This window comes from Roseibium sp. JB4-4 (assembly GCF_055693425.1).
Genome location: NZ_CM146333.1, coordinates 5678342 through 5699601 on the forward strand (window position 1 = coordinate 5678342; position 21260 = coordinate 5699601).

At 55.6% G+C, this 21260-nt stretch carries 18 protein-coding genes and 2 pseudogenes; 6 read left to right on the forward strand and 14 right to left on the reverse strand.

Annotated features, from left to right (window positions below):
• Positions 1 to 29: 29 nt before the first annotated feature.
• The 4 genes and pseudogenes from ACZ1HV_RS26775 to ACZ1HV_RS26790 all read right to left on the reverse strand — a co-directional run bounded on the left by ACZ1HV_RS26775 (position 30) and on the right by ACZ1HV_RS26790 (position 6311).
• Complete coding sequence (locus ACZ1HV_RS26775) at positions 30 to 1844, reverse strand: adenylate/guanylate cyclase domain-containing protein (RefSeq protein ID WP_298965420.1); 1815 nt, start codon at positions 1842 to 1844, stop codon at positions 30 to 32.
• Positions 1845 to 2034: 190 nt separating this feature from the next.
• Positions 2035 to 3623: pseudogene (locus tag ACZ1HV_RS26780) on the reverse strand (SulP family inorganic anion transporter).
• Between the two features lie 432 nt (positions 3624 to 4055).
• Positions 4056 to 4373 carry a hypothetical protein gene (locus ACZ1HV_RS26785; protein WP_298818416.1) on the reverse strand — a complete coding sequence of 106 codons (318 nt, stop codon included), beginning with the start codon at positions 4371 to 4373 and terminating at the stop codon, positions 4056 to 4058.
• Between the two features lie 147 nt (positions 4374 to 4520).
• Positions 4521 to 6311, reverse strand: a complete 1791-nt coding sequence (locus ACZ1HV_RS26790) for an SPFH domain-containing protein (protein WP_298965416.1) — start codon at positions 6309 to 6311, stop codon at positions 4521 to 4523.
• 178 nt (positions 6312 to 6489) lie between these two features.
• Between ACZ1HV_RS26790 and ACZ1HV_RS26795 the strand changes: the two genes are divergently transcribed.
• Positions 6490 to 7668: an aminotransferase gene (locus ACZ1HV_RS26795; protein ID WP_472716849.1), complete on the forward strand. Its 1179-nt coding sequence runs from the start codon at positions 6490 to 6492 to the stop codon at positions 7666 to 7668.
• A 34-nt stretch (positions 7669 to 7702) separates the two neighbouring features.
• On the forward strand, positions 7703 to 8731 hold the full coding sequence (locus tag ACZ1HV_RS26800; RefSeq protein WP_298986568.1) for an asparaginase: 1029 nt from the start codon (positions 7703 to 7705) through the stop codon (positions 8729 to 8731).
• Between the two features lie 14 nt (positions 8732 to 8745).
• Here the strand turns inward: ACZ1HV_RS26800 and ACZ1HV_RS26805 are convergent, their stop codons facing one another.
• Positions 8746 to 9195 carry a GNAT family N-acetyltransferase gene (locus ACZ1HV_RS26805; RefSeq protein ID WP_298965410.1) on the reverse strand — a complete coding sequence of 150 codons (450 nt, stop codon included), beginning with the start codon at positions 9193 to 9195 and terminating at the stop codon, positions 8746 to 8748.
• Positions 9196 to 9207: 12 nt separating this feature from the next.
• Between ACZ1HV_RS26805 and ACZ1HV_RS26810 the strand changes: the two genes are divergently transcribed.
• Positions 9208 to 10008 carry a dimethylarginine dimethylaminohydrolase family protein gene (locus ACZ1HV_RS26810; protein WP_472716850.1) on the forward strand — a complete coding sequence of 267 codons (801 nt, stop codon included), beginning with the start codon at positions 9208 to 9210 and terminating at the stop codon, positions 10006 to 10008.
• Between the two features lie 11 nt (positions 10009 to 10019).
• Here ACZ1HV_RS26810 and ACZ1HV_RS26815 read toward each other — a convergent pair whose 3' ends face one another.
• Both ACZ1HV_RS26815 and ACZ1HV_RS26820 read right to left on the reverse strand, forming a co-directional pair.
• Positions 10020 to 11390 (reverse strand): TIGR03808 family TAT-translocated repetitive protein, encoded by a 1371-nt coding sequence (locus ACZ1HV_RS26815; RefSeq protein ID WP_472716851.1) that lies wholly within the window; start codon positions 11388 to 11390, stop codon positions 10020 to 10022.
• 174 nt (positions 11391 to 11564) lie between these two features.
• A complete protein-coding gene (locus ACZ1HV_RS26820; RefSeq protein ID WP_298965404.1) occupies positions 11565 to 12038 on the reverse strand; it encodes a YHS domain-containing (seleno)protein in 474 nt (157 codons plus the stop codon).
• 215 nt (positions 12039 to 12253) lie between these two features.
• On the opposite strand from ACZ1HV_RS26820, the gene ACZ1HV_RS26825 reads away from it, so the two are divergent.
• A complete protein-coding gene (locus tag ACZ1HV_RS26825) occupies positions 12254 to 12694 on the forward strand; it encodes a TetR/AcrR family transcriptional regulator (protein ID WP_472716852.1) in 441 nt (146 codons plus the stop codon).
• A gap of 176 nt (positions 12695 to 12870) precedes the next feature.
• On the opposite strand, the gene ACZ1HV_RS26830 is transcribed toward ACZ1HV_RS26825, so the two are convergent.
• Both ACZ1HV_RS26830 and meaB read right to left on the reverse strand, forming a co-directional pair.
• Positions 12871 to 13485: a pyroglutamyl-peptidase I gene (locus tag ACZ1HV_RS26830; protein ID WP_298965400.1), complete on the reverse strand. Its 615-nt coding sequence runs from the start codon at positions 13483 to 13485 to the stop codon at positions 12871 to 12873.
• A gap of 5 nt (positions 13486 to 13490) precedes the next feature.
• On the reverse strand, positions 13491 to 14480 hold the full coding sequence (gene meaB, locus ACZ1HV_RS26835) for a methylmalonyl Co-A mutase-associated GTPase MeaB (RefSeq protein ID WP_472716853.1): 990 nt from the start codon (positions 14478 to 14480) through the stop codon (positions 13491 to 13493).
• Between the two features lie 191 nt (positions 14481 to 14671).
• Between meaB and ACZ1HV_RS26840 the strand changes: the two genes are divergently transcribed.
• Complete coding sequence (locus ACZ1HV_RS26840) at positions 14672 to 15145, forward strand: hypothetical protein (RefSeq protein WP_472716854.1); 474 nt, start codon at positions 14672 to 14674, stop codon at positions 15143 to 15145.
• On the forward strand, positions 15142 to 15690 hold the full coding sequence (locus tag ACZ1HV_RS26845) for a phytanoyl-CoA dioxygenase family protein (protein ID WP_472716855.1): 549 nt from the start codon (positions 15142 to 15144) through the stop codon (positions 15688 to 15690). The genes ACZ1HV_RS26840 and ACZ1HV_RS26845 overlap by 4 nt, the downstream gene beginning before the upstream one ends.
• Before the next feature lie 57 nt (positions 15691 to 15747).
• Here ACZ1HV_RS26845 and ACZ1HV_RS26850 read toward each other — a convergent pair whose 3' ends face one another.
• The 5 genes and pseudogenes from ACZ1HV_RS26850 to ACZ1HV_RS26870 form a co-directional block, all read right to left on the reverse strand.
• On the reverse strand, positions 15748 to 16338 hold the full coding sequence (locus ACZ1HV_RS26850) for a DUF1131 family protein (protein ID WP_472716856.1): 591 nt from the start codon (positions 16336 to 16338) through the stop codon (positions 15748 to 15750).
• A gap of 155 nt (positions 16339 to 16493) precedes the next feature.
• Entirely contained in the window at positions 16494 to 17075 is a 582-nt protein-coding gene (locus ACZ1HV_RS26855; RefSeq protein WP_298986549.1) for an LOG family protein, read from the reverse strand.
• Between the two features lie 58 nt (positions 17076 to 17133).
• Positions 17134 to 18522, reverse strand: coding sequence for a dipeptidase (locus tag ACZ1HV_RS26860; protein ID WP_472716857.1), 1389 nt, complete (start codon positions 18520 to 18522; stop codon positions 17134 to 17136).
• Between the two features lie 148 nt (positions 18523 to 18670).
• Positions 18671 to 19447 (reverse strand): cation efflux transmembrane domain-containing protein, encoded by a 777-nt coding sequence (locus tag ACZ1HV_RS26865; RefSeq protein WP_472716858.1) that lies wholly within the window; start codon positions 19445 to 19447, stop codon positions 18671 to 18673.
• A 189-nt stretch (positions 19448 to 19636) separates the two neighbouring features.
• Positions 19637 to 21195: pseudogene (locus ACZ1HV_RS26870) on the reverse strand (helicase HerA-like domain-containing protein).
• Positions 21196 to 21260: the final 65 nt, after the last annotated feature.

Here is a 21260-nt window from a genome sequence, read left to right on the forward strand (position 1 = left end):
AAGTCGTGCTGGATGAGGGCAGGGCGCTGCTATGCCAGCAGGCGCACCACGACAAGGGGTTCCGATCTTCCCTTTATCTTGCGGGAGCCGATGGGCTCCAGAGCGACCTCATCACCAAGTCTTTTTGTGATTTCTTCAGAAGCAAGGATGATCACATCCGCCAAGGGATCGATTTCCTTGCCCAGGCTTTCCAATCGCGAGGCAGCGTTTACAGTGTCTCCAATAACCGTATAGTTGACGCGTTCGGATGCCCCGATATCGCCGACCACCAGCGGCCCGAGATGTAGACCAATACGTACACGAACCGGTTGTTCGCCCCGCATTGCACGGGCTTCATTGTCTTTGCGAATGGCGCCGACCATGCCGAGAGCCGCGCGTGCAGCCGGTTCGGCAGGATTATCCAACCGTTCCGGCGCTCCCCAGAACGCCATGACACTGTCGCCGATATACTTGTCGATCGTGCCATCCTGCCGGGTGATTTCCTCGCCGAGAAGTGACAGGTGATGATTGACGAATTCTGCCGTTTCACTGGCTGACATGCCCTCTGAGGCAGACGTGAAACCCGCAATGTCAGTAAACAATACCGCAAGCTCACGTTCCTCCGGTGGCGCTTCCGCCCGGCCCTCGCTCAAGAGTTTACGCACCAGCGTCTTGGGAACATAGCGATTGAAGGCCTTCAACCCACCGACCATGGCGTTGAAGCCTTTTGACAGGTCATCCAGTTCCTTGATGACACTGGCAGGCAATGGTTCAACCGCATTCAAGTCGAGATTGGCAACGTCCTTCGCTGCGCCGGATGCGCGCCGCATGGGAAGCGCGATGCGTTTGGCCAGCAGGACTGCACCCAGCAATGAAAGCATCAGCAGACCAGTGCCAACCGCGACGGCGGTTACCAGCTGGTGTAGCGGTTGATCGAGAAACTGGGCAGGGAAGTGCACGCCGATACGCACGGGAAGCCCTTGGAGATTGTCGTTCTTATTTTCGATGATGACGAAGCGTTTGATGCCTTCATCGTCGTAGCCAACATGAAGATCCAGGTCATCGGCGATATCGAACGAGGCGTTGTTCAGCTTCGGCATCTCCTCAAAGTGTTTCAGGAAATCATCCGGAACGTGTTTGACATGGAGGAGTGGCGTTCCTGCGCTGAGGTCATCAAATTTCTTGTGCAAGTCAGGATGCGCGATGACCTCGTGTGTGTTTTCTCTCAATAGGAAAACCGTGATGTCGTCGGTTGAAATATGCCAGGCAATCTCGGAAATTCTTTCCAGCGAAGTGCCAATGAGCATCGTGCCAATGTGGCGTCTTTCCTTGTAAAGCGGCTGGGTGAACACGAAATAGGTGTGCTCCCGGTTCGGCATGTAGACTGCTTCGCTCCAGAAAGCCTCCGTTTGCTTCGCCGCGCGCTCGATCATGGGCATGAGAATGGGGATCTCTGCCGCAAGATCGACTTCACCGCCTAGCAGCGTGCCGTCAGCATCGCCTCTGTCGACATCAACCCCTTTTCCCGTGGGATCGACCAGAACCATGAACGAGACCTGTTCCAGCGGCGCAAGCGCACCGTAGAGGTAGACGATCGGCAATTCGGGTTTGTCAAAGGAAAGTTCGTTTCGCTCTGCCGAGACCCTTGAATACTCGGCTGTCAAGGTCACGGCATAAAGCTGCTCGACAAAGGCGAGCTCGGCTGAATCCATGCCAATGTCGACAAGCTCACCACCAAGTTGTCGCACAACTTTCGAGGACGTTGTGGCCTGGATAATCAAGATGGCAGCCGCAGTCACCAGAACGAATGAGCCGATCACGGTCGCCAAAGTCGGTGTTATGAAAAGTTTTCTACGCTGCGACACTGTTTGCCCCGAATCCCTGCTTTCATTGTCTTTTCGCAGATTGACGACGACAAGTGAACGCGATCAGTCAGCCAATATCAAATGCGGCCCGGGTCGCGGTCTCAGGTGCGTGAAAACGGGATTGCAAAGAAAAGACCCGCGGATTGGTGCCGCGGGTCTGAAACTCAAGTCGATTGATGCATCAAAAGCATCAGGTTGTTTTGGCCGGCTCGGGTTCATCGAATGTGTGCCCATAATCAACCGCAATCTCGTAATCGGGATCTTCCAAGACGGAGACTTCAACAAGGTTGCCCGCCTTGTCTAGCAGACGCTGGCAATCCGGAGACAGGTGCCTGAGATGGAGGCGCTTGCCGACAGCCTCATATTTCGATGCCAGCGCGTCGATTGCTTCCAGGCCGGAATGGTCAACCACACGGCTGTCGATAAAGTCGACAACCACATCGTCGGGATCGTTTTGCGGATTGAACAGGTCAACAAAACCGGTCGTGGAACCAAAGAAGAGGGGACCCGACAGGCGATAGACCTTCCATCCTTCCTTGCTCTTGCCGATGCGGGCACTGATGCGGCTTGCCGCGTTCCAGGCATAGGCGAGAGCTGAAATGATGACGCCAACGACAACGGCAACCGCAAGGTCGGCATAGACCGTTACGCCGGTCACGATGACCATCACCAAGGCGTCTGTCAGAGGAATCTTGTGAACGATCTTCAAGCTGGCCCAGGCAAATGTTCCGATTACGACCATGAACATCACGCCTACGAGGGCAGCGACAGGAATTTGCTCAATCAGCTGAGACGCGACAACGATGAATGACAGCAGGAAGAGGGCTGCTGCAATGCCCGAAATGCGGGTGCGCGCACCGGACTTCACGTTGATCATCGACTGGCCGATCATGGCACAACCGCCCATGCCGCCAAAGAAACCCGTGACGACATTCGCTGTACCCTGGGCAAGACATTCCTTGGAAGCGCCGCCTTTCGTGTTCGTCAAGTCAGCGACAAGGTTCAGTGTCAGCAACGATTCAATCAGGCCAATCGCCGCCAGAATAACGGCATAGGGCAGGATGATCTGCAGCGTTTCCAGCGTCAGCGGAACCATCGGAATGTGAAACGCGGGCAGGCCGCCTGAGATGGAGGCAAGGTCGCCAACAGAGCGGGTGTCCAGATTAAAGCCAAGCACCAGTGCCGAGACTACCAGAATGCCGGCAAGGGGGCTGGAAACGCCGTTGTGACTTTCGGCAAGAGCCAGATCACGACCATGGTCAGCGCTATCAGTCCAAGCATGAGGTAGAGCTGCGAGCCGGTCATCCATGTCAGACCACCAGCGCCATCCGGAACCTTGAATTGTCCGAGCTGCGCCAGAAAAATCACGATTGCCAGTCCGTTGACAAATCCGAGCATCACCGGGTGCGGTACCATGCGGATGAATTTGCCCCATTTCAGCAGACCGACACCCAATTGGAGGATGCCCATCAGCACGACAGTGGCGAACAGGTATTCAACACCGTGCTGGGCGACCAAGGAGACCATGACGACGGCAAGCGCACCGGTTGCACCGGAGATCATGCCAGGACGACCGCCGAAGCAGGCCGTGATCAATCCGACGAAGAAAGCAGCGTAAAGACCGACGAGCGGATTGACGCCGGCGACGAAGGCAAATGCAACGGCTTCCGGAACCAGAGCCAGCGCGACGGTCAGGCCTGCTAGCAGTTCGGTCTTGATGCGCGAGGCATCAAGTTTTGTCGATTTCACAGGCGCAATGGCCTCGGCACGTGCGGACAAGACATGCTCCACTTTGTATTTGTTTGCTGGTGAAGGTCTGACTTGGCCGAGTACGGCAAGATTATTGACCTAAATCAATTTAGGGCGTTGTAGTCGATTTTCCGCAATGCAGCAAGGCTGTGTGGGGATTGCAGCCATGCAGTTATCCAGCCATGGAAAGGTCCGGTCATAAGACTTCACGCTCTGTTGCCCCAATTGCCGGCCGACGTTGTTGAGGTAAGTGCTTCCGTAGACCGACTAATTCTTGGTCATCACTAAACGGGAAAGTCTTTGAAAGACTTTCGATTTCAGCCGGGCATGTCAGACCTTTATGTGGGATTTCCGGTCTTCATGTCATTTAATGGATTTGTACCGGGGGTGTTCGCGGCGATGTAGACAATTCTTCAGGCGGGCAAAGGCACCCAGAACAGATCTGATTCTGAATTTTCGACGCTATTGAGCAAGAACGCAGACAACCGGAATGTTTGGCAACGTTCTGGGCGCATCCTTTTCTTCGAAGCTCTTTCGGATGACCTCGCGGCGCTTCAAAGAACGTGCGTCGTTGTCGGCAAGAAAGCAAAGATACATCGTGGCTCCCTTTTTCATGCCGAAGCTGGCAGATGCGGTACTGCTGACCGCGAAGGGTTCATATCCCGCAGTTGCCAGGTCGGACACATAGACGAAGTCGCTTTCGCCGGCCTCCTGGGAGGAGACGGCCTGCGCAGAACCTAAGATCAGGATGATCGCCAGCAGTGTTTTCAAGGAATTCACTTTTTCTCCGAAAATCCTGAACCGGATCACATTTCCAATGAACCAGTTGCGATGCAATTTTCAAGGCGTATCCAAACCTTCTAACGATGGCCTGGCGGTTTCACAGCCCCGACATCGGCCCATCTTAACGACGGGCCTTGGTCCTTGTTACTGCTGGGCCGCAGGACGGCCGGGATTTGAAGCCTGGCCCTGGGTCCCGCCCAAGCTGGCACCCAGTAGGGCAGCCGCACCGGCAAAGCCGCTGTCGCCGCCCACAACAGTGTTCGGGACCAGTTTGCCAACCAGCCCGACAAGTTCCGGTTTGCGTTCCAGAGACGTCAGCAGTTTTTCAAGAGCTTGCAGAAGCGCAACGCGGTCCTGGCCAAGCACATCCACCTGAGCCCGCTGCCCTCTGGCAAGTTCTTCCAGATATTGCCGTTCAGCCCGGCCAAGCGCTGCGCGTTCCTGTTCACGCTGGTTGGCAACCTGAACGGCAATTTGCGCTTCCACCAGTCTCGGCTGCTCATCCGCAGTAGAGCGGGCCTGCTCGGTCTCGATGCGTTTTTGCTGGGCGTCGGTCTCACGCTCGTATGCGTTCGATAGCTGATCGGCGAGCTGAACGCGCAGGCGTGAAACCAGCAATTCCGGCGGGATTGCAGGTTCTCCCAGACGGATCTCCCTGATGTCGACCCCGGCCTTGTTGCCTTCCACCTTGATCTGTTGCTCGATTGTCTGTTCGAGAGCGTCCCGGTTTTCGATCAGGTCCAGCACGCGGGTCGGCCGGAGGGTATAAGTTTGCGGATCCGTCGCCGTTCCGTCCGCATTTTTGTCGGGGACCCTGATGGAAGCACCGGCGACATTTCGCACAATTGAGCGGATGGCAGGTGTCAGGATCCGGTTTTCAATTTCTCCCAGACCACCGACTGACCCGACAACAACCGGAGCATTGGAAGGATCAACCTGCACCAAAGCCCTGAGTTCAAGCGGGATGTCCCATCCCTCCACCTTGACGAAGACAGCCCTGTCGGCGGCATCCTCAGGTATCCGTTCCTGAACGGAGCGCTCGTTTTGTTGAATATTGCCTTGCTGGTCGACGGATAGATCGATGATCCGTTTTGTGTATCCGCCCTTGTATTCCCAGGTCTGAACGCGTGTATCTACAAGAGTAACTTCATACGCCTGACGGTTGAGGTAGTAGGCACCAGGGAAAAGCGGGTCTTTCCAGATACCAACACAGCCGCGTGGAACGAGGGGTACTGTCAGAGCTTCGCGCGACACGGCAGATGCAGAGACTTCCTCTTCGATGCAGTTGATGCCGGGTTGACTGACATTGGATTTTACGACGCCGACATGGCCCGCCGGGATAATGGTCGCGTCAGTGTTCTCATCCAGGCGAATGTCAAACAGGTAGCGATTGAGGCGGTATTGCCCAGGCTTCAGAACCGTTTCCTGTGGCCCGCGAATTCCCCCTTTTGTCAGGAAGCTTTCTGCCTTGAGCATATCCCCGACATCAGAATCGGGAATGGCAGGTGCCATAAACATGCCTGCCGGCATGGCACTGCCATCGAGCGCAGTAAGCTGTGCATAGAAACCCTCCGGAATGGTCACCACGTCCCATTCCTCAAAATCATACAAGACCCGGACCAGCGGGATGAAATGAAACCCGGGACCAAGGATCTGCGCCTGTGGGCCCTTTTCTCCATCAAGCGCGATGATGCGACCTTCAGGCAGTTCCTTAAAGGCATAGATCCGTTTCAGGTGTCCGACACCATTTGCGTCGACGAGAATGAAAGATGTCGACAAAAGCATGAAGGCACCAATCAGTATCATGACGACACCTACGGCACGGCTGCTGACGACCCTCAAGAGGCGGTGGCTGCCAACAGGTGCACCGGTCCGGCGCATGAACGCGGCAGCTCCGATTACAATTGCCAGAATTCCGATGATCACGCTCAGCATCGACCGTCTCCCGCTGCGACTTCTTGGTGCCGCGTATCAGATGCCGTGGTCACGTCAGAGTCAAACCAAGCTTCCACAAATCCAATGCTCATTGCCGCAACGCGTGAAAACCCGTTGGACAAAAGGCTCGACGGCGAGACAGACGCGCAGTAGAAACGCCGGATCAGCGGGAGGAAACATGAAGCCCACCAATCCTGTCTTTACCGGTATCAATACAACCGTTTTCGAGACCATGTCGCGGCTTGCCATGACCCACAAGGCGGTGAATCTCGGTCAGGGGTTTCCTGATGTGGACGGGCCTGAAGACATCCGACAAAAGGCAGCTCAAGCGCTGGTCGATGGTCCAAACCAGTATCCGCCGATGTTGGGCTTACCTGAGTTGCGTCACGCCGTGGCTGCGGCCAACAAGAGGTTCTATGGCCTAGATATCGACGCCGGCAGCGAAGTCATTGTGACTTCCGGTGCAACGGAAGCCCTGGCGGACTGCATCTTCGCGCTCATCTCGCCTGGCGATGAGGTTGTGCTGATCGAACCGCTTTACGATTGTTATCTACCGCTGGTCAGGCAAGCGGGCGGGATACCCGTACGGGTGCGGGTGACCCCTCCGAACTGGGCGTTGAACGAGGCGGCGCTGCGCGAGGCTTTTTCCGAAAAGACAAAAGCCATCCTGATCAACAACCCGATGAACCCGACAGCGAAGGTTTTTTCCGACGCCGAACTTCAATTGGTGGCTGATCTTTGCAAAGAATATGATGCCTATGCCATTTGCGACGAAGTCTACGAACACCTCGTGTTTGATGGAGCGGTACACAGGCCATTGATGGCCTTTGACGGTATGCGCGAACGCACATTGCGTGTCGGTTCTGCAGGAAAGACCTTTTCTCTGACTGGCTGGAAGGTGGGGTATATCACGGGGCCAGCGCCGTTGATGGACCCGATTGCAAAGGCACATCAATGGGTGACGTTCACAACGCCGCCCCATCTGCAAAAGGCCGTTGCGTTTGGTCTTGGCAAAGATGACGCTTACTATGGAAGTCTGGTGCGAGACCTGGCCGCGAAACGAGATCGGATGGCCAAGGGCCTCAGTGACCTCGGTTTTTCGGTTCTACCGTGTGCTGCAACCTATTTCCTGACTTGTGACATCGGTAACCTGGGTCTTGGCGCGACAGACGTGGAGGCCTGTGAAACACTGGTCAAGCACGCAGGTGTTGCAGCTGTTCCCGTATCTGCCTTTTATGGCGGAGAGGCTCCGACCGGCTTTATCCGGTTTTGTTTTTGCAAGCAGGATGCGGTGATCGACGAAGCGCTCATCCGGCTAAGGACCTTTTTGACTGCAGCACGAACCGAATCTGCCTAGCCTGAAAAGACATGTTTTCAAGATGAGAAACTTTATGGACAACCCGGTACTGGTCGATGTCACACGCGGCAATCTCACCGAGAGCCTGCATCGCGGTTGCGTCGCGATTTCAGATGCCTCGGGCAATATCGTGTGCAGCCTTGGAGATATCGATGCCAAGGTGTTTCCCAGGTCCGCGATCAAGGCTCTGCAGGCAATCCCGCTTGTTGAGTCCGGAGCAGCCGATGCGTTGGATCTGAACGACGCGGAGTTGGCACTTGCCTGTGCCTCTCACAGCGGAGAGGAAGTGCACGCCAACTCGGCCAAGGTCATGCTAATGAAGGCGGGCCTTACCGAAGATGATCTGGAATGCGGTCCGCAATGGCCACAGCGCATGGAAGATGCGGCAAAGCTGATCTTGACCGACGAGACGCCATCCGGACTGCACAACAACTGTTCCGGTAAACATGCTGGCTTTCTGGGGCTTGCAAAAGTCATGGGTGTCGAAACGCGTGGCTATGTCGAGCCTGGTCACCCCGTCCAGCGCGAGGTCCGCCTGGTGATGGAACAACTCACAGGCGATACTCTTTCAGAAGACGTTTGCGGCACAGACGGCTGTTCCATCCCGACCTATGCCTCGCCCTTGAGAGGTTTCGCACGGGCATTTGCATCCTTTGGCACAGGTGAAGGCCTTGAACCACTTCGAGCTGAGGCCGCCGAGCGAATCTACAACGCCTGCATCAATGAGCCTTACATGGTGGCCGGTGCCGACCGCTTCTGTACCAAGGTCATGGAAGGCTTTCGCGGACGCGTCCTGGTCAAAACCGGAGCTGAGGGAGTTTATTGCGGCTCTGTGCCTGAACTCGGCTTCGGAATTGCACTCAAATGCGACGACGGAGCTACACGGGCGGCTGAGGTCATCATGGCAACCATTCTGGAAGCCGTGCTTGAGCTCAACGAAGAAGAGGCCGCGCTTCTGGACAGTCTCGTCAATCCGTCCATATTGACACGCAAAGGCGTTCAGGCAGGACATATGAAGCCGACTGATGAATTTTTGAGTGCCTTGAAAGCGGCGCTGCCTTAAAAGGGTTTCGATCTTTAAAGGCTCTTTTCCATCAGGACCTTGTTGCCGGTTCTTTGTGTCTCCAGCCAACCTAACCGGCTGTAGAGCGCGACATTCTCCGGCATCGAAACGTGGGTCGCAAGGTGGATTACGGGCACTTCTTTTGCTCTTGCAGCAGCTTCAACGGCGCCGATCAATGCCTTGCCGATGCCTTGTCCTTTGAAATCCGGGTCAACGGCAATGTTGCTCAAATGTGCCCTTGATCCGTCGAAAGACAGAATTGCACAGCCTGCCGTGCAGCCATCGGTTTCTGCAATGAACACCTCGTTGCCGGCGATGTCCTCCTCAATTCCGGCAGAAACATCCGGCAGATCGCTCAGCTTCAGTCTTACTGGTGCATAGGCCCTTTCAATGCACGTTTTCAAGGTGGCAGCATCTTGCATTTCTGCCTTTCGAATGGCTGTGTTGGCGGAAGTCTTGTTCATGGGAGTTCCGTTATGACGCATCGCGCCGGTCTGTCATTTCAGTTTACACATGCAATTGCCCGGACACCGGCCAATAGTGTTGCCAACGGTATCCGTGCGGTCGATAGCGGCGACCCGAGCGGTGATAAATTTCGCGAAGAACATGGGCTCTATATCAAGGCTCTGCAAGAGGCAGGGCTGAGTGTCAACGTTCTGCCTGCACTTGAAGCCTTTCCGGACAGCTGCTTTGTCGAAGACCCGGCATTTTGTCTGCCGAATGCCGCCATCCAGTTGCGGCCCGGGACAGAAAGCCGGTTAGGCGAGGGCGCGGAAATTCGTGCCGCACTGGACAGTGTTTTTGAAACGGTGGCGGTTCTTCCCGGCGAGGGCCATGTGGATGGCGGCGACGTTCTGACGCTTGACGACACAATCCTGATAGGACTTTCAGCGCGGACAGACAGAGAAGGCGCTGACGCCTTTGCGAAATTGCTTGGTGATTGGGGGTATCAAGCGGAAGTCTGCGAAACACCCCGAGGGGTTCTTCACTTCAAGACGGCTTGTTCCACACTTGGCGATGGCGTCATTCTTGCCACTCGTGTCATGGCCGAGAGTGGGTTTTTCAATGGACGGCCCATCGTGGTTGTGCCGGAGGGAGAGGATTACGCTGCCAATGTCATTCGTGTGAATGATGTTGTCCTGGTGCCGGAGGGATACCCAAAAACACTGGCAGCTATTGAGAACGCGGGCTTCAAGACCGTGGTCCTGCCAACCCATGAAGCGCGCAAAGTCGACGGTGGACTATCCTGTCTGTCCCTGCGATTTGCACTCGGCTAAACGCTTGCCTTTCAAGCGGCTACCTGGTTGCCGTTCACTGTCAGGTTTGAAAATTCGGAGTGGTTGTTCAATTCGCCTGTGGCGCGTTCCAGCCAGCGGAAGCCGTTGATGCCACCGTTTTTCGAGCCCTGGACAATGTTTCCGGTGATTACCGCAGGGCCTGCGCCATCAACGACTGTCACGGCAATGCCCGTGCCGCATTCTCTGAGGACGTTTTGAGAGGCGGTCACGTTGCGCATATAGGGGCCCCATCCGAGCATCATTCCGAACTTGGGAGCGCCTTCAATGATGTTTCCGGTCAACGCCGTGTCCGCTTCTGCGGCAATACCGATGCCAAAGCCTGCAACTTCCGGCGGATAGGGGCCAGTTTCGGAAATATTGCGAATAAGATTGCCGGAACAAACTGCCATACGCCCGCCATCCATGAAGTTGGCAATGGAGATGCCTGTCGTGCCACCGTCCACGATATTGTTGGAAATCACGGCACCCTGAAAACCGAATTCCGAATAAATTGCCGTCTCGCCGGAGCGCAGGCATGAATTGCCGATAATCTGGACATTCGAGCCGGTGTTCGACCGGATTGCAGAGAATGCGCAATCAGCGACACGGTTGTTGGCGATCATAACACCATGGGCGCGAAATACGTTGATACCGTTGCCGAATTGGCCGGTGCCGCCATATCGGGCGCCGATGCGTTCTACCCGATTTCCGGAGACAATGGTTCCGTCTTCGCCTTCACGCCAGCGATGAATCCAGATACCGCCATTGGCACAATCGGTAACAGTGTTTCCTGTGATGGCGAGGCCAGCAGCTTCGTTGGAACGCAACCCGGCTTCCGCTGCACCCGAAATCCGGCAGTTTTCAACCCGCCCGGAACACCGGTCCAGGACAGCGCCCATCTTGGCGGAACCTGCGATTTCGCAGTTTTCGATCACCAGATTGCGCACGCCGATGAAATGCAACAAGCCTTCTGTGAAATCTCCGATCGAGCGGTTAGCACCGTCGAAAGTTATGCCGGTGAGACCGATATTTGTAACGCCTTCAGCGCGCACCAGTTGGCCCCCGCCACCTTGATAGACAAGACGGGTTCGGCCGGGGACACCGACAATCAATGTGCCTGAAGGAAGGCGAAGATTGGCAACCGGATAAGTTCCTGCCGGTAGAAAAAGCGCCCGTCCGCGTTCCACCGCCCTGTTAACAGCATTTTGAAACTGAGCAGTCTGATCGTCGGCAGCATTTGGAAGCAGCCCAAGATCTGCGGAATCGATGGATCCTCTGAGATCGGCAACTTTCATTTGCGCAGCGGCAGCTGTCCCAGAAAGGCACAGTGCTGTCCCGGCAAGAAACGTGCGGCGGCTCAGTTTTGCTAAGTCTCGTGTCATCTAACGGGCCAATTGCTTTCAAGCGTCCCACAATGGGAGGCAAAGTCAGGGTTTGACCTGAACTCAGCAAAGGGCGTGCCGGAACGGGCATTTGTGATGACGTTGAATAAGAAAAACCGGCCGGGAGGGGCGCCCGGCCGGTGTTTCAAGCGATGCTAAAGTGACAAGAGGGGATCACAGATCGCTTGGGGAAACGTCCTTGATGTCCGTCCAGTTGGTGTCGGCATTTGTGATGTGGCCCGGAATGTCCTTGTTCCAACGTTCCTGAATGGACTGGGAGAGGTTCAGGTACAGCTTGCCATCAACGATCTTCCAAAGGTCAGGATCGCCATCGACCTTTACGCCCATTGCCGTTCCAAAGGCACAGAAGCCACCGTACTGCGGCAAGTATTTAGCAGGATTGGCCTTGAAAAGATCGCGGTTTTCTTCCGAAGTGAAGCGATATGTAGCGCCGTTGTGAACTTCGGTAATCTGGAAATCGCCGGCCTGCGGAGCGCCGTTGGAGAAATAAGAGACCGGGTCGACACCGCGGAGTGCAAGGCCCGTAATCGTCGCGTTGACATCAGCTCCGGCAGCAAGGGCACCGGAAACAAGTCCGGCAAAGACAACAAGTGTAGCTGCGGTGCCGCGGATCAGGTTTTTGAACATTTCAGAATTCTCCCACGTAAGTATTCGTGTGTTGAACAGGCAGCCGAACAAAAGAAGGTTGTAACTCGTTTATTAGGAACTAATTGGTACCTAATAAGGCGCTAATATTTGTCTCTGTCCGGTGTATTTGATATAGTATTAGGAACCGATTGGTACAAAACACAAGGCCGTGATCTCACGTGACTGATCCGTGAGTGATCCATCTTGGAGGTAGAATGGCGAGACCGCGCGAATTTGATGCCGATGAGGCCATGGACAAGGCCATGGGATTGTTTTGGCAAGTCGGCTATGAACAGGCCTCTCTGTCCGAACTTCTTGCGGCCATGGAGATCACGAAAGGGTCCTTTTACAAAGCCTTTCAAGACAAGCAGTCCATCTACCTTGCCGCACTTGAAAGATACAACGACAAGGTAATCAGCGGGACAGCTGCTTTTTTGACCGATCCCAATCAGGGATCAGGCCGTGCCCGCATCTTGGGACTGTTTGGCAAGGTTGCTGAAGAAGTCCGGCGGAACGGCGATCGACTAGGGTGTTTTTTGTGTAATGCGCTTGTCGACAAGGCGGCCGAAGACGCGGAAGCAGAAGCAAAGCTTCAGGCAATGGTCCATCGGCTCGAGAATTCTTTTTTCGTGCTCTGCTCGACGACCAACGCCTGAACGAAGCAGCTGCAAGAGAAACTGCGCGCGGAATTCTCTCGATCTATTTTGGTCTAAGAGTTCTGGGACGTGCCGGCCTTGCAGGTCAAATGGCGGGGGACTGTATCCGTCAGGTCGAGCGATTGCTCGACCAGGATGGTCACTAGATCTGCGAAGTCGACAATTGCAGATCAACGTCAGCTGCTTTGCAATCGCCTCGCAGTTTCTTGCAGGATGCGGACCGCCGCATCCTCAACACGCGGCAGGGACGGGCGTGTGTCCATCTTTCCTTTGGGGAGCGTTGGCACGTGAACGAAGATACTCGGGATGCCGGAGCCGATGGAATCCCAGAGTGTCGCGTTGCAAAGGTACGTGCCGGCATTGCTGGACAGCCTTACCGGTGCACCGCTGCTGCTGGCCGCCTCAAGCAAGGCGCGCGCTGGCAGCGTAGAGCTACGCGATCTTTCTCCGTTGATCTGAAGTTCGGGTTGCTTTGGGGCATCCCCGACGGCGTCCGGGCGTACCCGCACGGCCTGGTTCACGGCTCGAGTTTCAAGATTGATTGTGCGGCGTGTGCCATCAACACCGAAATGAATGATTGCATCCGGCTTTATGGTTTTGCGCAGTCGATCCGTCACTTTTTCGCGTCCGGCCCAGGTTGTCGGCAAGACCGCAAAAACAAATGAAACACCGCGATGACTTTCACCCAGCCGTTTTGGGAGCCGGTGCATCAGCATTTCAGTCGGATTGACAGGGCTTCCGGGAAAGGGAGAAAAACCAGTCACAAGGATTGTTTTGTTTGCTCTTCGCATTGGCCCTAATTCTCCAGACCGATCAAACCCGCCAGTTCGTCCACAGCCAGTGAAACGGATGTTTTTCCGGCCCTTACGCTTGCCTCCAGATCGTCCAGACGTCCCGCAGTTCTTGAACTGGTCTTCAAGGCATCCATCGTGCGTTGGTGCAGCATATCCCACATCCAGGCAACCTGTTGCCGGCTGCGCTTGTCATTCCACTCACCCGTTGCCTGCATCTTGTCGCGATAATGGGCGACTTGTTGCCACAATTCTCTCAGACCTTCATTCGCAAGACCTGAGATTGTCACCACAGGCGGAGACCAGTTGGGTGACTTTGGTGCGAGGATGTGAAGGGCAGCCCGATAGTCCGAAGCTGCTGAGCGAGCCCTTAAGGCCCCTTCACCTTCTGCCTTGTTGACCGCAATCATGTCAGCGATTTCAAGAACACCCTTCTTGATACCCTGCAGTTCATCTCCGGCTCCGGGCAGCATCAGTACCAAAAAGAAATCGACCATGTCTGCAACAGTGGTTTCCGATTGCCCGATGCCGACGGTTTCGACCAGAATGACGTCAAACCCTGCCGCTTCACAAAGAAGCATCGTTTCCCGCGTCTTGGCGGCGACGCCTCCAAGCGTTCCGGCGGACGGAGATGGGCGAATGAAGGCATTTTCGTCTACCGCAAGGCGCGCCATCCGCGTTTTGTCTCCAAGGATCGACCCCCCGGTGCGGGTGGAAGAGGGGTCGACCGCCAGAACAGCGACCCTGTGACCGGAATTCGTCAAATTGGATCCGAGCGTGTCGATCGTTGTTGATTTGCCGACCCCGGGGACACCGGTTATGCCAACCCTTGTGGCCCGGCCTGTCAGCGGCAGAAGGTCCTGTATTAGCTGGTGTGCCAGATGCCGATGATCCGCCTTTTTGGATTCCACCAATGTGATGGCGCGGGCGAGTGCGGCGCGGTTGCCGTTCTTGAGATCCTTTAGCAGGCGAGAAGGGTCGAGTGTCTGAGCCATGGTTCAACGCTTAGCGCAGGTAAGGGCAAAGGTCACTGCCGCAAAAGGGAGAACGTTGATGCATTGTCCGCAAGGTGTGATCAAAATTCGGATGCAAGCTCATTCCCGCTTGTCAGTTTCACCTGATGCCGTGTTAATAACACCAAATTCGATCAACGATTTTTCAGGTACAGCATGACACCCCTTTCTTTTTGAAAGCACCGCTATGGGTTCTTGGGCTGGCAGGCACAGACAAGTCGCCACGGAAAAACCCACTGCTTGGCAGCGAACGTCTGAATACCTGGGGCTTGCACAAAAAGCGGGTGAAGCTGGCAGCAGACATGGCTGCGGCCCGCAGGGCGCGTCTTGCACGGCTGGTTGCTCCGGAAGAGCACGCGTTTTTCGATGAAAACGGATATTTCCTTGTGCATGATTTCCTGCCTGCCGAGGTCTACGCTCAGCTAAAAGAAGAAGTATTCAATCAGGCGCTGGAAGCACGCGAAATGCGGCAGGGACAGGCCGTCACGCGGATGACCATGCTGCCTCCATCACTCCTGAGCAAAAACCCGGCACTGGCGCAGGCCGTTCGCGACTCGCGCGCGCTTAACATGATCCGCTATGCTGCCTCACAAGGGGGTATCCGCTCAGTTTTATTCAAACTGTGCTTGTTGAGCCGCAAAAGGTGAAGAAGAAAGACCCGCAATCAGATGCGCATGCGGACACGTTCCATGCCACTTCAAAAGCCTGGCTCTTCCTTCAAGATGTCGGTGAGGACGATGGTCCCTTTTTCTTTGTGCCCGGGTCACACAAGCTGACCAAAGACCGCCTCGACTGGGAATATGAGTGTTCGTTGACGGCTGCAAAGGATCCGCGGTCGCACCATGCGAGCGGATCGTTTCGGATCAAGCGGGAAGACCTTTCAGACCTTGGTCTTCCGCAACCGGTTAAAATGGCTGTTCCGGAGAACACGCTTGTGGTTGCCGATACCTTTGCCTTTCACGGTCGAACGCCTTCCGACAAGCCGACAGTCCGATCTGAGATCCACTGGCATATGCGCCGAAATCCATTCCTTCCCTGGACAGGCGGCGACGTAAAGTCTTTGCCATTCATTCAGGACCGGGGGATGCCGATGTTGATGGATCTGGCAGATACTGCGGAAAAGACACTGAAGATGCGCAATGTCTGGCGGCCGGTCGGCGAAGTGATGGTCAAATCGAAACCACACGTCTGAAGACGTTTGGTTTTTTGAGGCCCAACGAAGCTGTGGCTGCTGGCACCTGTGCTTTTGTCAGCTCTTAGGTGTCCAAAGAATTCTCTGCATTTGAGCGTCAAACAAGTCCTTGGATGGGGGCAATTGGTCGAAAGGACCCTGGTAGCCCGGAATTGCATATACCAGCTGGACGTTTTGATGCCCGCGCGACTTGCAAATGGCCATGCCGCGCCAGAGATTCTTGCCGACCCGGCAGTCAGAACGGGCGGTGCCCACTTCAGAGAAGGTCATGCCGATACGCTCGCCATTGGGGCCCTGCAAATGGTGGGTGACGCCGTGCACGGTGCGGATCTTGCCGTTGTCTCCTTTGAACACCTGAAGGACCTGAAAGCCATCGCTGTTGAATGCGGCCAGTGCCCATTCGGTGTTGTTCTCAACGGCGGTCTGGATGCCTTCCGTAGTGAAACCTGGCAAAGCGCTTTCGATCGACTTCGAGCCGTAGGCAGTTGCGGGTGTGATGCCTCCGACGCTGTCTTCAGTGATGTGAACAAGGGTCAGATCCGACGTGCGAACCAGGCGCCCCGAAGTCCCGTCGAGATCAGCAGTCGGCGAACAAGCGGCTCCAATAAGAGCAAAAAGACATGCAGTAGCGACAGCACTGAAACGCATAAAACAATCTCGAACAGGGTGTTGCGGCACAATAGTGCGCGCGATTGACAGAGGACTTAGCAACTAACGTCTTGTTTGCAAAGACCGGTCGCACCCCTGTGGAAAGTTCGTATCGCTTTCCGTAGCGGCTTGGCGGTATCGGACAAGATGGATGGTCAGGTTTCGTCCCTCTTGATCCACTTAGGGGTGGAAGGAGGACTGTAGTTTTGGAATTTTCCGATCAGGTCCAACGGCGAGTCGGAAATTTGAACCATGTCGCGCATCGCTTGTTTTGTGAAAGCTTCCTGGGTCTGATGATCAAGGAACGCGACCAGCTGATCGTAATATCCTTCAATGTTCAAAAATCCACACGGTTTTTGGTGATAGCCAAGCTGACCCCAGGTCCAGACCTCAAAGATTTCCTCAAGTGTGCCAACGCCGCCAGGAAGGGCAACGAAGGCGTCCGACAAATCAGCCATAAGCGCCTTGCGCTCATGCATGGACCCGACAAGGTACAACTCGTTCAGGCCCTCGTGGCCGATTTCCTTCTCCTGCAGTGAGCGTGGCAGCACGCCGATTACCTCGCCGCCTGCTTCCAGGGCTGCATCTGCGACTGTCCCCATCAGGCCAACCTTGGCACCGCCATAAACCAGTCGATAGCCGTTTTCCGCAATCACGCGGCCGGTCTCCTTGGCCGCGTGGCCATAGGCTTCCTGAGCGCCATAGCTGGAGCCGCAAAAAACGCAGATGGATTTCATGAATGCCTTCTCCATGGCGCTGTGCCGTGCCGACACCCGACACGGCCGTTGATCAGGTTTAGTCCTTTGACAATTCGTCGAGGACACGTGCCCACGAGCGAATGCCCTTGTGGAAGCTGGTGAGATTGTACTTTTCGTTGGGGGAGTGGATCTGATCGTCTTCCAATCCAAAACCGATCATCAGCGTGTCCATGCCCAAAAGGCGTTTGAAGTCGCCGACGATCGGGATTGAACCGCCCATGCCGACGAGAGCTGTGTCCTTGCCCCATTCATCGTGAAGCGCTCGTTTGCCCTTTTCCAGGGCCGGCATATCGAAATCCAGCCTGAGTGCCGGACTGCCATCCTTCGCGATGAACTCAACGCTGCAATCCTCAGGAATTTTCGAGCGTACATACGCGCGGAATGATTCCTGAACCTTGTCCGGGTCCTGGTCTCCGACAAGACGGAAGGTGAACTTGGCGTGTGCTTCTGCGGGGATCACGGTTTTCGAGCCGGCTCCCTGGTAGCCGCCCCACATGCCGTTCACTTCAACTGTTGGCCGAGTCCACAGATGCTCCAGCGGTGTTCGATCGTTTTCTCCGCGTGGATATTTCAGACCGACATCGCCAAGGAAATCCTCGACCGAGAAACCGAGTGTTTCCCAGAGAGCCTTTACATTTTCCGGCATTTCGATGACGCCGTCATAGAAACCGGGCAGGGTGACTTTGCCGTTGGCATCATGAAGACCGGCAATGACATCTGCCACGATGTGATTGGGGTTCTGTGCGGAACCGCCATACATGCCTGAGTGGAGATCCCTGCTTGCGGCCCTGACGATGATCTCGTCCCCAACCATGCCGCGCAGCATGACTGCAATGGCCGGTGTTTTCGCGTCCCACATACCGGTGTCGCAGACAAGGGCGAGGTCGCAAGACAGTTCGTCTTTGTGTGACTGCAGGAAGGGCTGAAGCGAGGGGGAACCGGATTCTTCTTCGCCTTCGAACAAGATGGTCACATCGACGGGCAAGTCGCCTGTTTCGGCTATGAATGCGCGAGCGGCCTCGACAAAGGTCATCAGCTGACCTTTGTCGTCAGAGGAGCCTCGAGCGACAATAATCTTGGTGCCATCATCCTTCGTTTCGATGCTGGGCTCGAACGGATCATTTTTCCAGAGCTCGAGCGGGTCCACCGGTTGCACGTCGTAGTGCCCGTAGAAGAGTACGTGAGGCCCTGGCTTTCCAGACTTCTTGTGACCGACGACCATGGGGTGTCCGGCCGTATCGCGCACAGAGGCTTCGATGCCGATTTCCGTCAGCTCCTTCGCCAACCATTCTGCGGCATGGCGGCAAGGCGCCTTGAACTCAGGATCGGTGGAGATGCTCTTGATCTTCAGCAGGTCAAAGAGACGGTCAAGGCTGGTGTCTAGGTTGGCGTCGATGCGCGCCAGAACCTTGTCGATGGAACTCATAACGGATCCCCGATATTGGAACAGATTGCACGAAGCCCGAGGGACTCAAGCTCCTACAGAAACGCCTAACAGGCCACAACCGGGCGTTCAGTGCAATTGGATATTCCTTTGCGACAGCGACCTTTCCCAAATTCCCGCTAAGTCGCAGTCAGGAAGGCCGGCTGTTTGGCGTCTTCTTTTCCAGAAGATCGTTCGCCGTCACTATGACTTCCACGCGCGTGGGGCCGATCCTGTCTTCCAGCCTTGCCGACAAAGTATCTCGATATGCATCGATTTCACTCGCAACCACGGCTCGCTCAGGGTTTATGTAGACGGCAACAAAGTGCATGCGCCCCGCCTGAAGCACAGCCGCACGGTGAAAATGAAAGCCATATTCACCCGCCAGGTCGCGCGCGGTTCGGGTGGCTTTGGTGTGAGTGCCACTTGGTGCACTGACGCCTGCAAGGTCAGCCAAAGTCTTGCGAAAAGTCGAGAGCGGCTGCCAGATGATGGCAAGGATCAGAGCCAGGACGATAACCGCGTCACCGATCGGGACGTAAGGTGCCAGCGGGGTGCCCTTGAGAAATGGCAAGGATAGAAGCGCTGCTCCGGAACCAATGCTCAAGGCGCCGTCAATAAGTGCTGCCCTAGCTTCGGTACGCAATATTTCACTGCGGCGCCCGGTTAAGCGGTAAGCGCGATGAAAATTGTAAGCCAGCCCCAGGCAAATCGCGACGATGACAACGGCATAAATCGCTATCGGTCCGAAGACGAGTTCGGGAACCGTGCCGCCGTTGAAAAAGGTCCAGATCTTGGTGCAGGAGATGATTGCGGCAAAGACCAGTACGCCAATCAGGATGAGGCTTCGAAAGGTTACATAAAGAACCTCGTCGAAATCCTGTCCCCAGGGACGGCTCCGCGTCGGGGAGTCCGACCCTGGCGCCAATCCGTGCCGCTGCAATGGCCGAGACGAAATTGACTGCTGAATAGAGACCGTCCACGAGCATGGCATCCGATCTTGACAGCCATGCTGTCAAGATCCCGGCCGCGGCCATGAAGAGATTGGACCATTTTGAAATGCCAAGCGCGCGACGTTCAATGTCGTTCGGCGAAGGTGACTTGGCGGGCATTTGTGTCAGTTGCCGCGCTTGAGTGAACCGAGAAGTCCTCTCACAAGAGCCTTTCCGAGCGAAGTGCCCAGGCTTCTCGCCGCAGATTTCAAACCTGCTTCCAGCACGGTATCGCGCTGACTGCGCCGACGGCTGCTGCGTTGCCGGCTGTCTCTGCGTGGTCGGTCATCGCGGCCAAAGTCAGGTAGCTGGAATCCGGACCGGGAACGGCGCGGCTCGCCGTGTTTTTTGGCGTAGCTGTCTTCCTTGTCGCGGCGGCGCTGCTCTTGCCGCTGTTCTTCTTCGGCCCGGCCCATGAGGATCTCATAGGCTGACGTCCTGTCCCTGGTGCGTTCATAGAGACCGAATATTGGACTGGACTGGATCAAGGATCGACGTTCACCTTTTTTGATAGGGCCAAGTCGAGACGAGGGAGGCCGTATTAGCGTGCGTTGAACGATAGACGGGATACCTTTGCCTTCCAGCGTTGAAACCAGGGCCTCTCCGACGCCGAGCTCAGTGATGACACGTTCCGTGTCGAGGTCCGGGTTGGGCCGGAAGGTTTCCGCCGCTGCTCTGACGGCTTTCTGGTCTCTTGGCGTAAAAGCACGAAGAGCGTGCTGAACGCGGTTGCCCAGCTGCGCCAGTACCGTTTCGGGAATATCGAGAGGGTTCTGTGTCACGAAATAGACGCCGACACCCTTTGAGCGTATCAGTCTCACAACCTGCTCGACTTTCTCGACGAGAGCTTTGGGAGCGTCACTGAAAAGCAGGTGGGCTTCGTCAAAGAAGAACACAAGCTTCGGTTTTTCCGGGTCACCGACTTCCGGCAATTCTTCAAACAGTTCAGACAGCAACCACAAGAGAAAGACGCCGTATAGGCGAGGTGACGTCATTAGTTTGTCGGCCGCCAGAATGTTGACGATGCCACGACCATCAGGTGCTGTGCGGATAAAGTCGCGGATGTCGAGCGCCGGTTCGCCGAAAAAGTTTTCTCCCCCTGGCGTTCAAGCACCAGGAGGCGGCGCTGTATAGCGCCAACGGATGATTTGGAAACATTGCCATAGACGGAAGAAAGCTCCGATGCCCTTTCCGCGACATGGGTAAGCATGGCGCGCAGATCCTTCAGATCCAGGAGCAACATGCCTTCGTCATCCGCAAGCTCAAAGAGAACGTTGAGCACGCCTTCCTGCGTGTCATTGAGTTCCAGAAGCCGGGCCAGCAGCAACGGTCCGATTTCAGAAACTGTTGTGCGGATCGGATGCCCCTGTTCGCCAAGCAAATCCCAAAAGACGGATGGAAAAGCCTTGTATTCGTAGCTTTTGCTCAAACCAACTTCCTTGGCACGCTTTTCCAGGAAGTCCTTTGACACACCTTCGGCGGCAAGACCGGACAGGTCTCCCTTGATATCGGCGCAAAACACGGGCACGCCAGCCTTTGAAAATCCCTCTGCCAAAATCTGAAGGGAAACGGTTTTGCCAGTCCCGGTGGCACCGGCGATCAGGCCGTGTCGATTTGCAAGTTTAAGAGCCAGCGTTTCATTCTTGCCGCTTGCACCGATAAAGATACTGTCCTTTGCCTTCACGTCCCACCGACCTCCTTCGAATCCGATTGATTTACGCCAGCCTAGCAAAGCCTTTTCAAAAATGC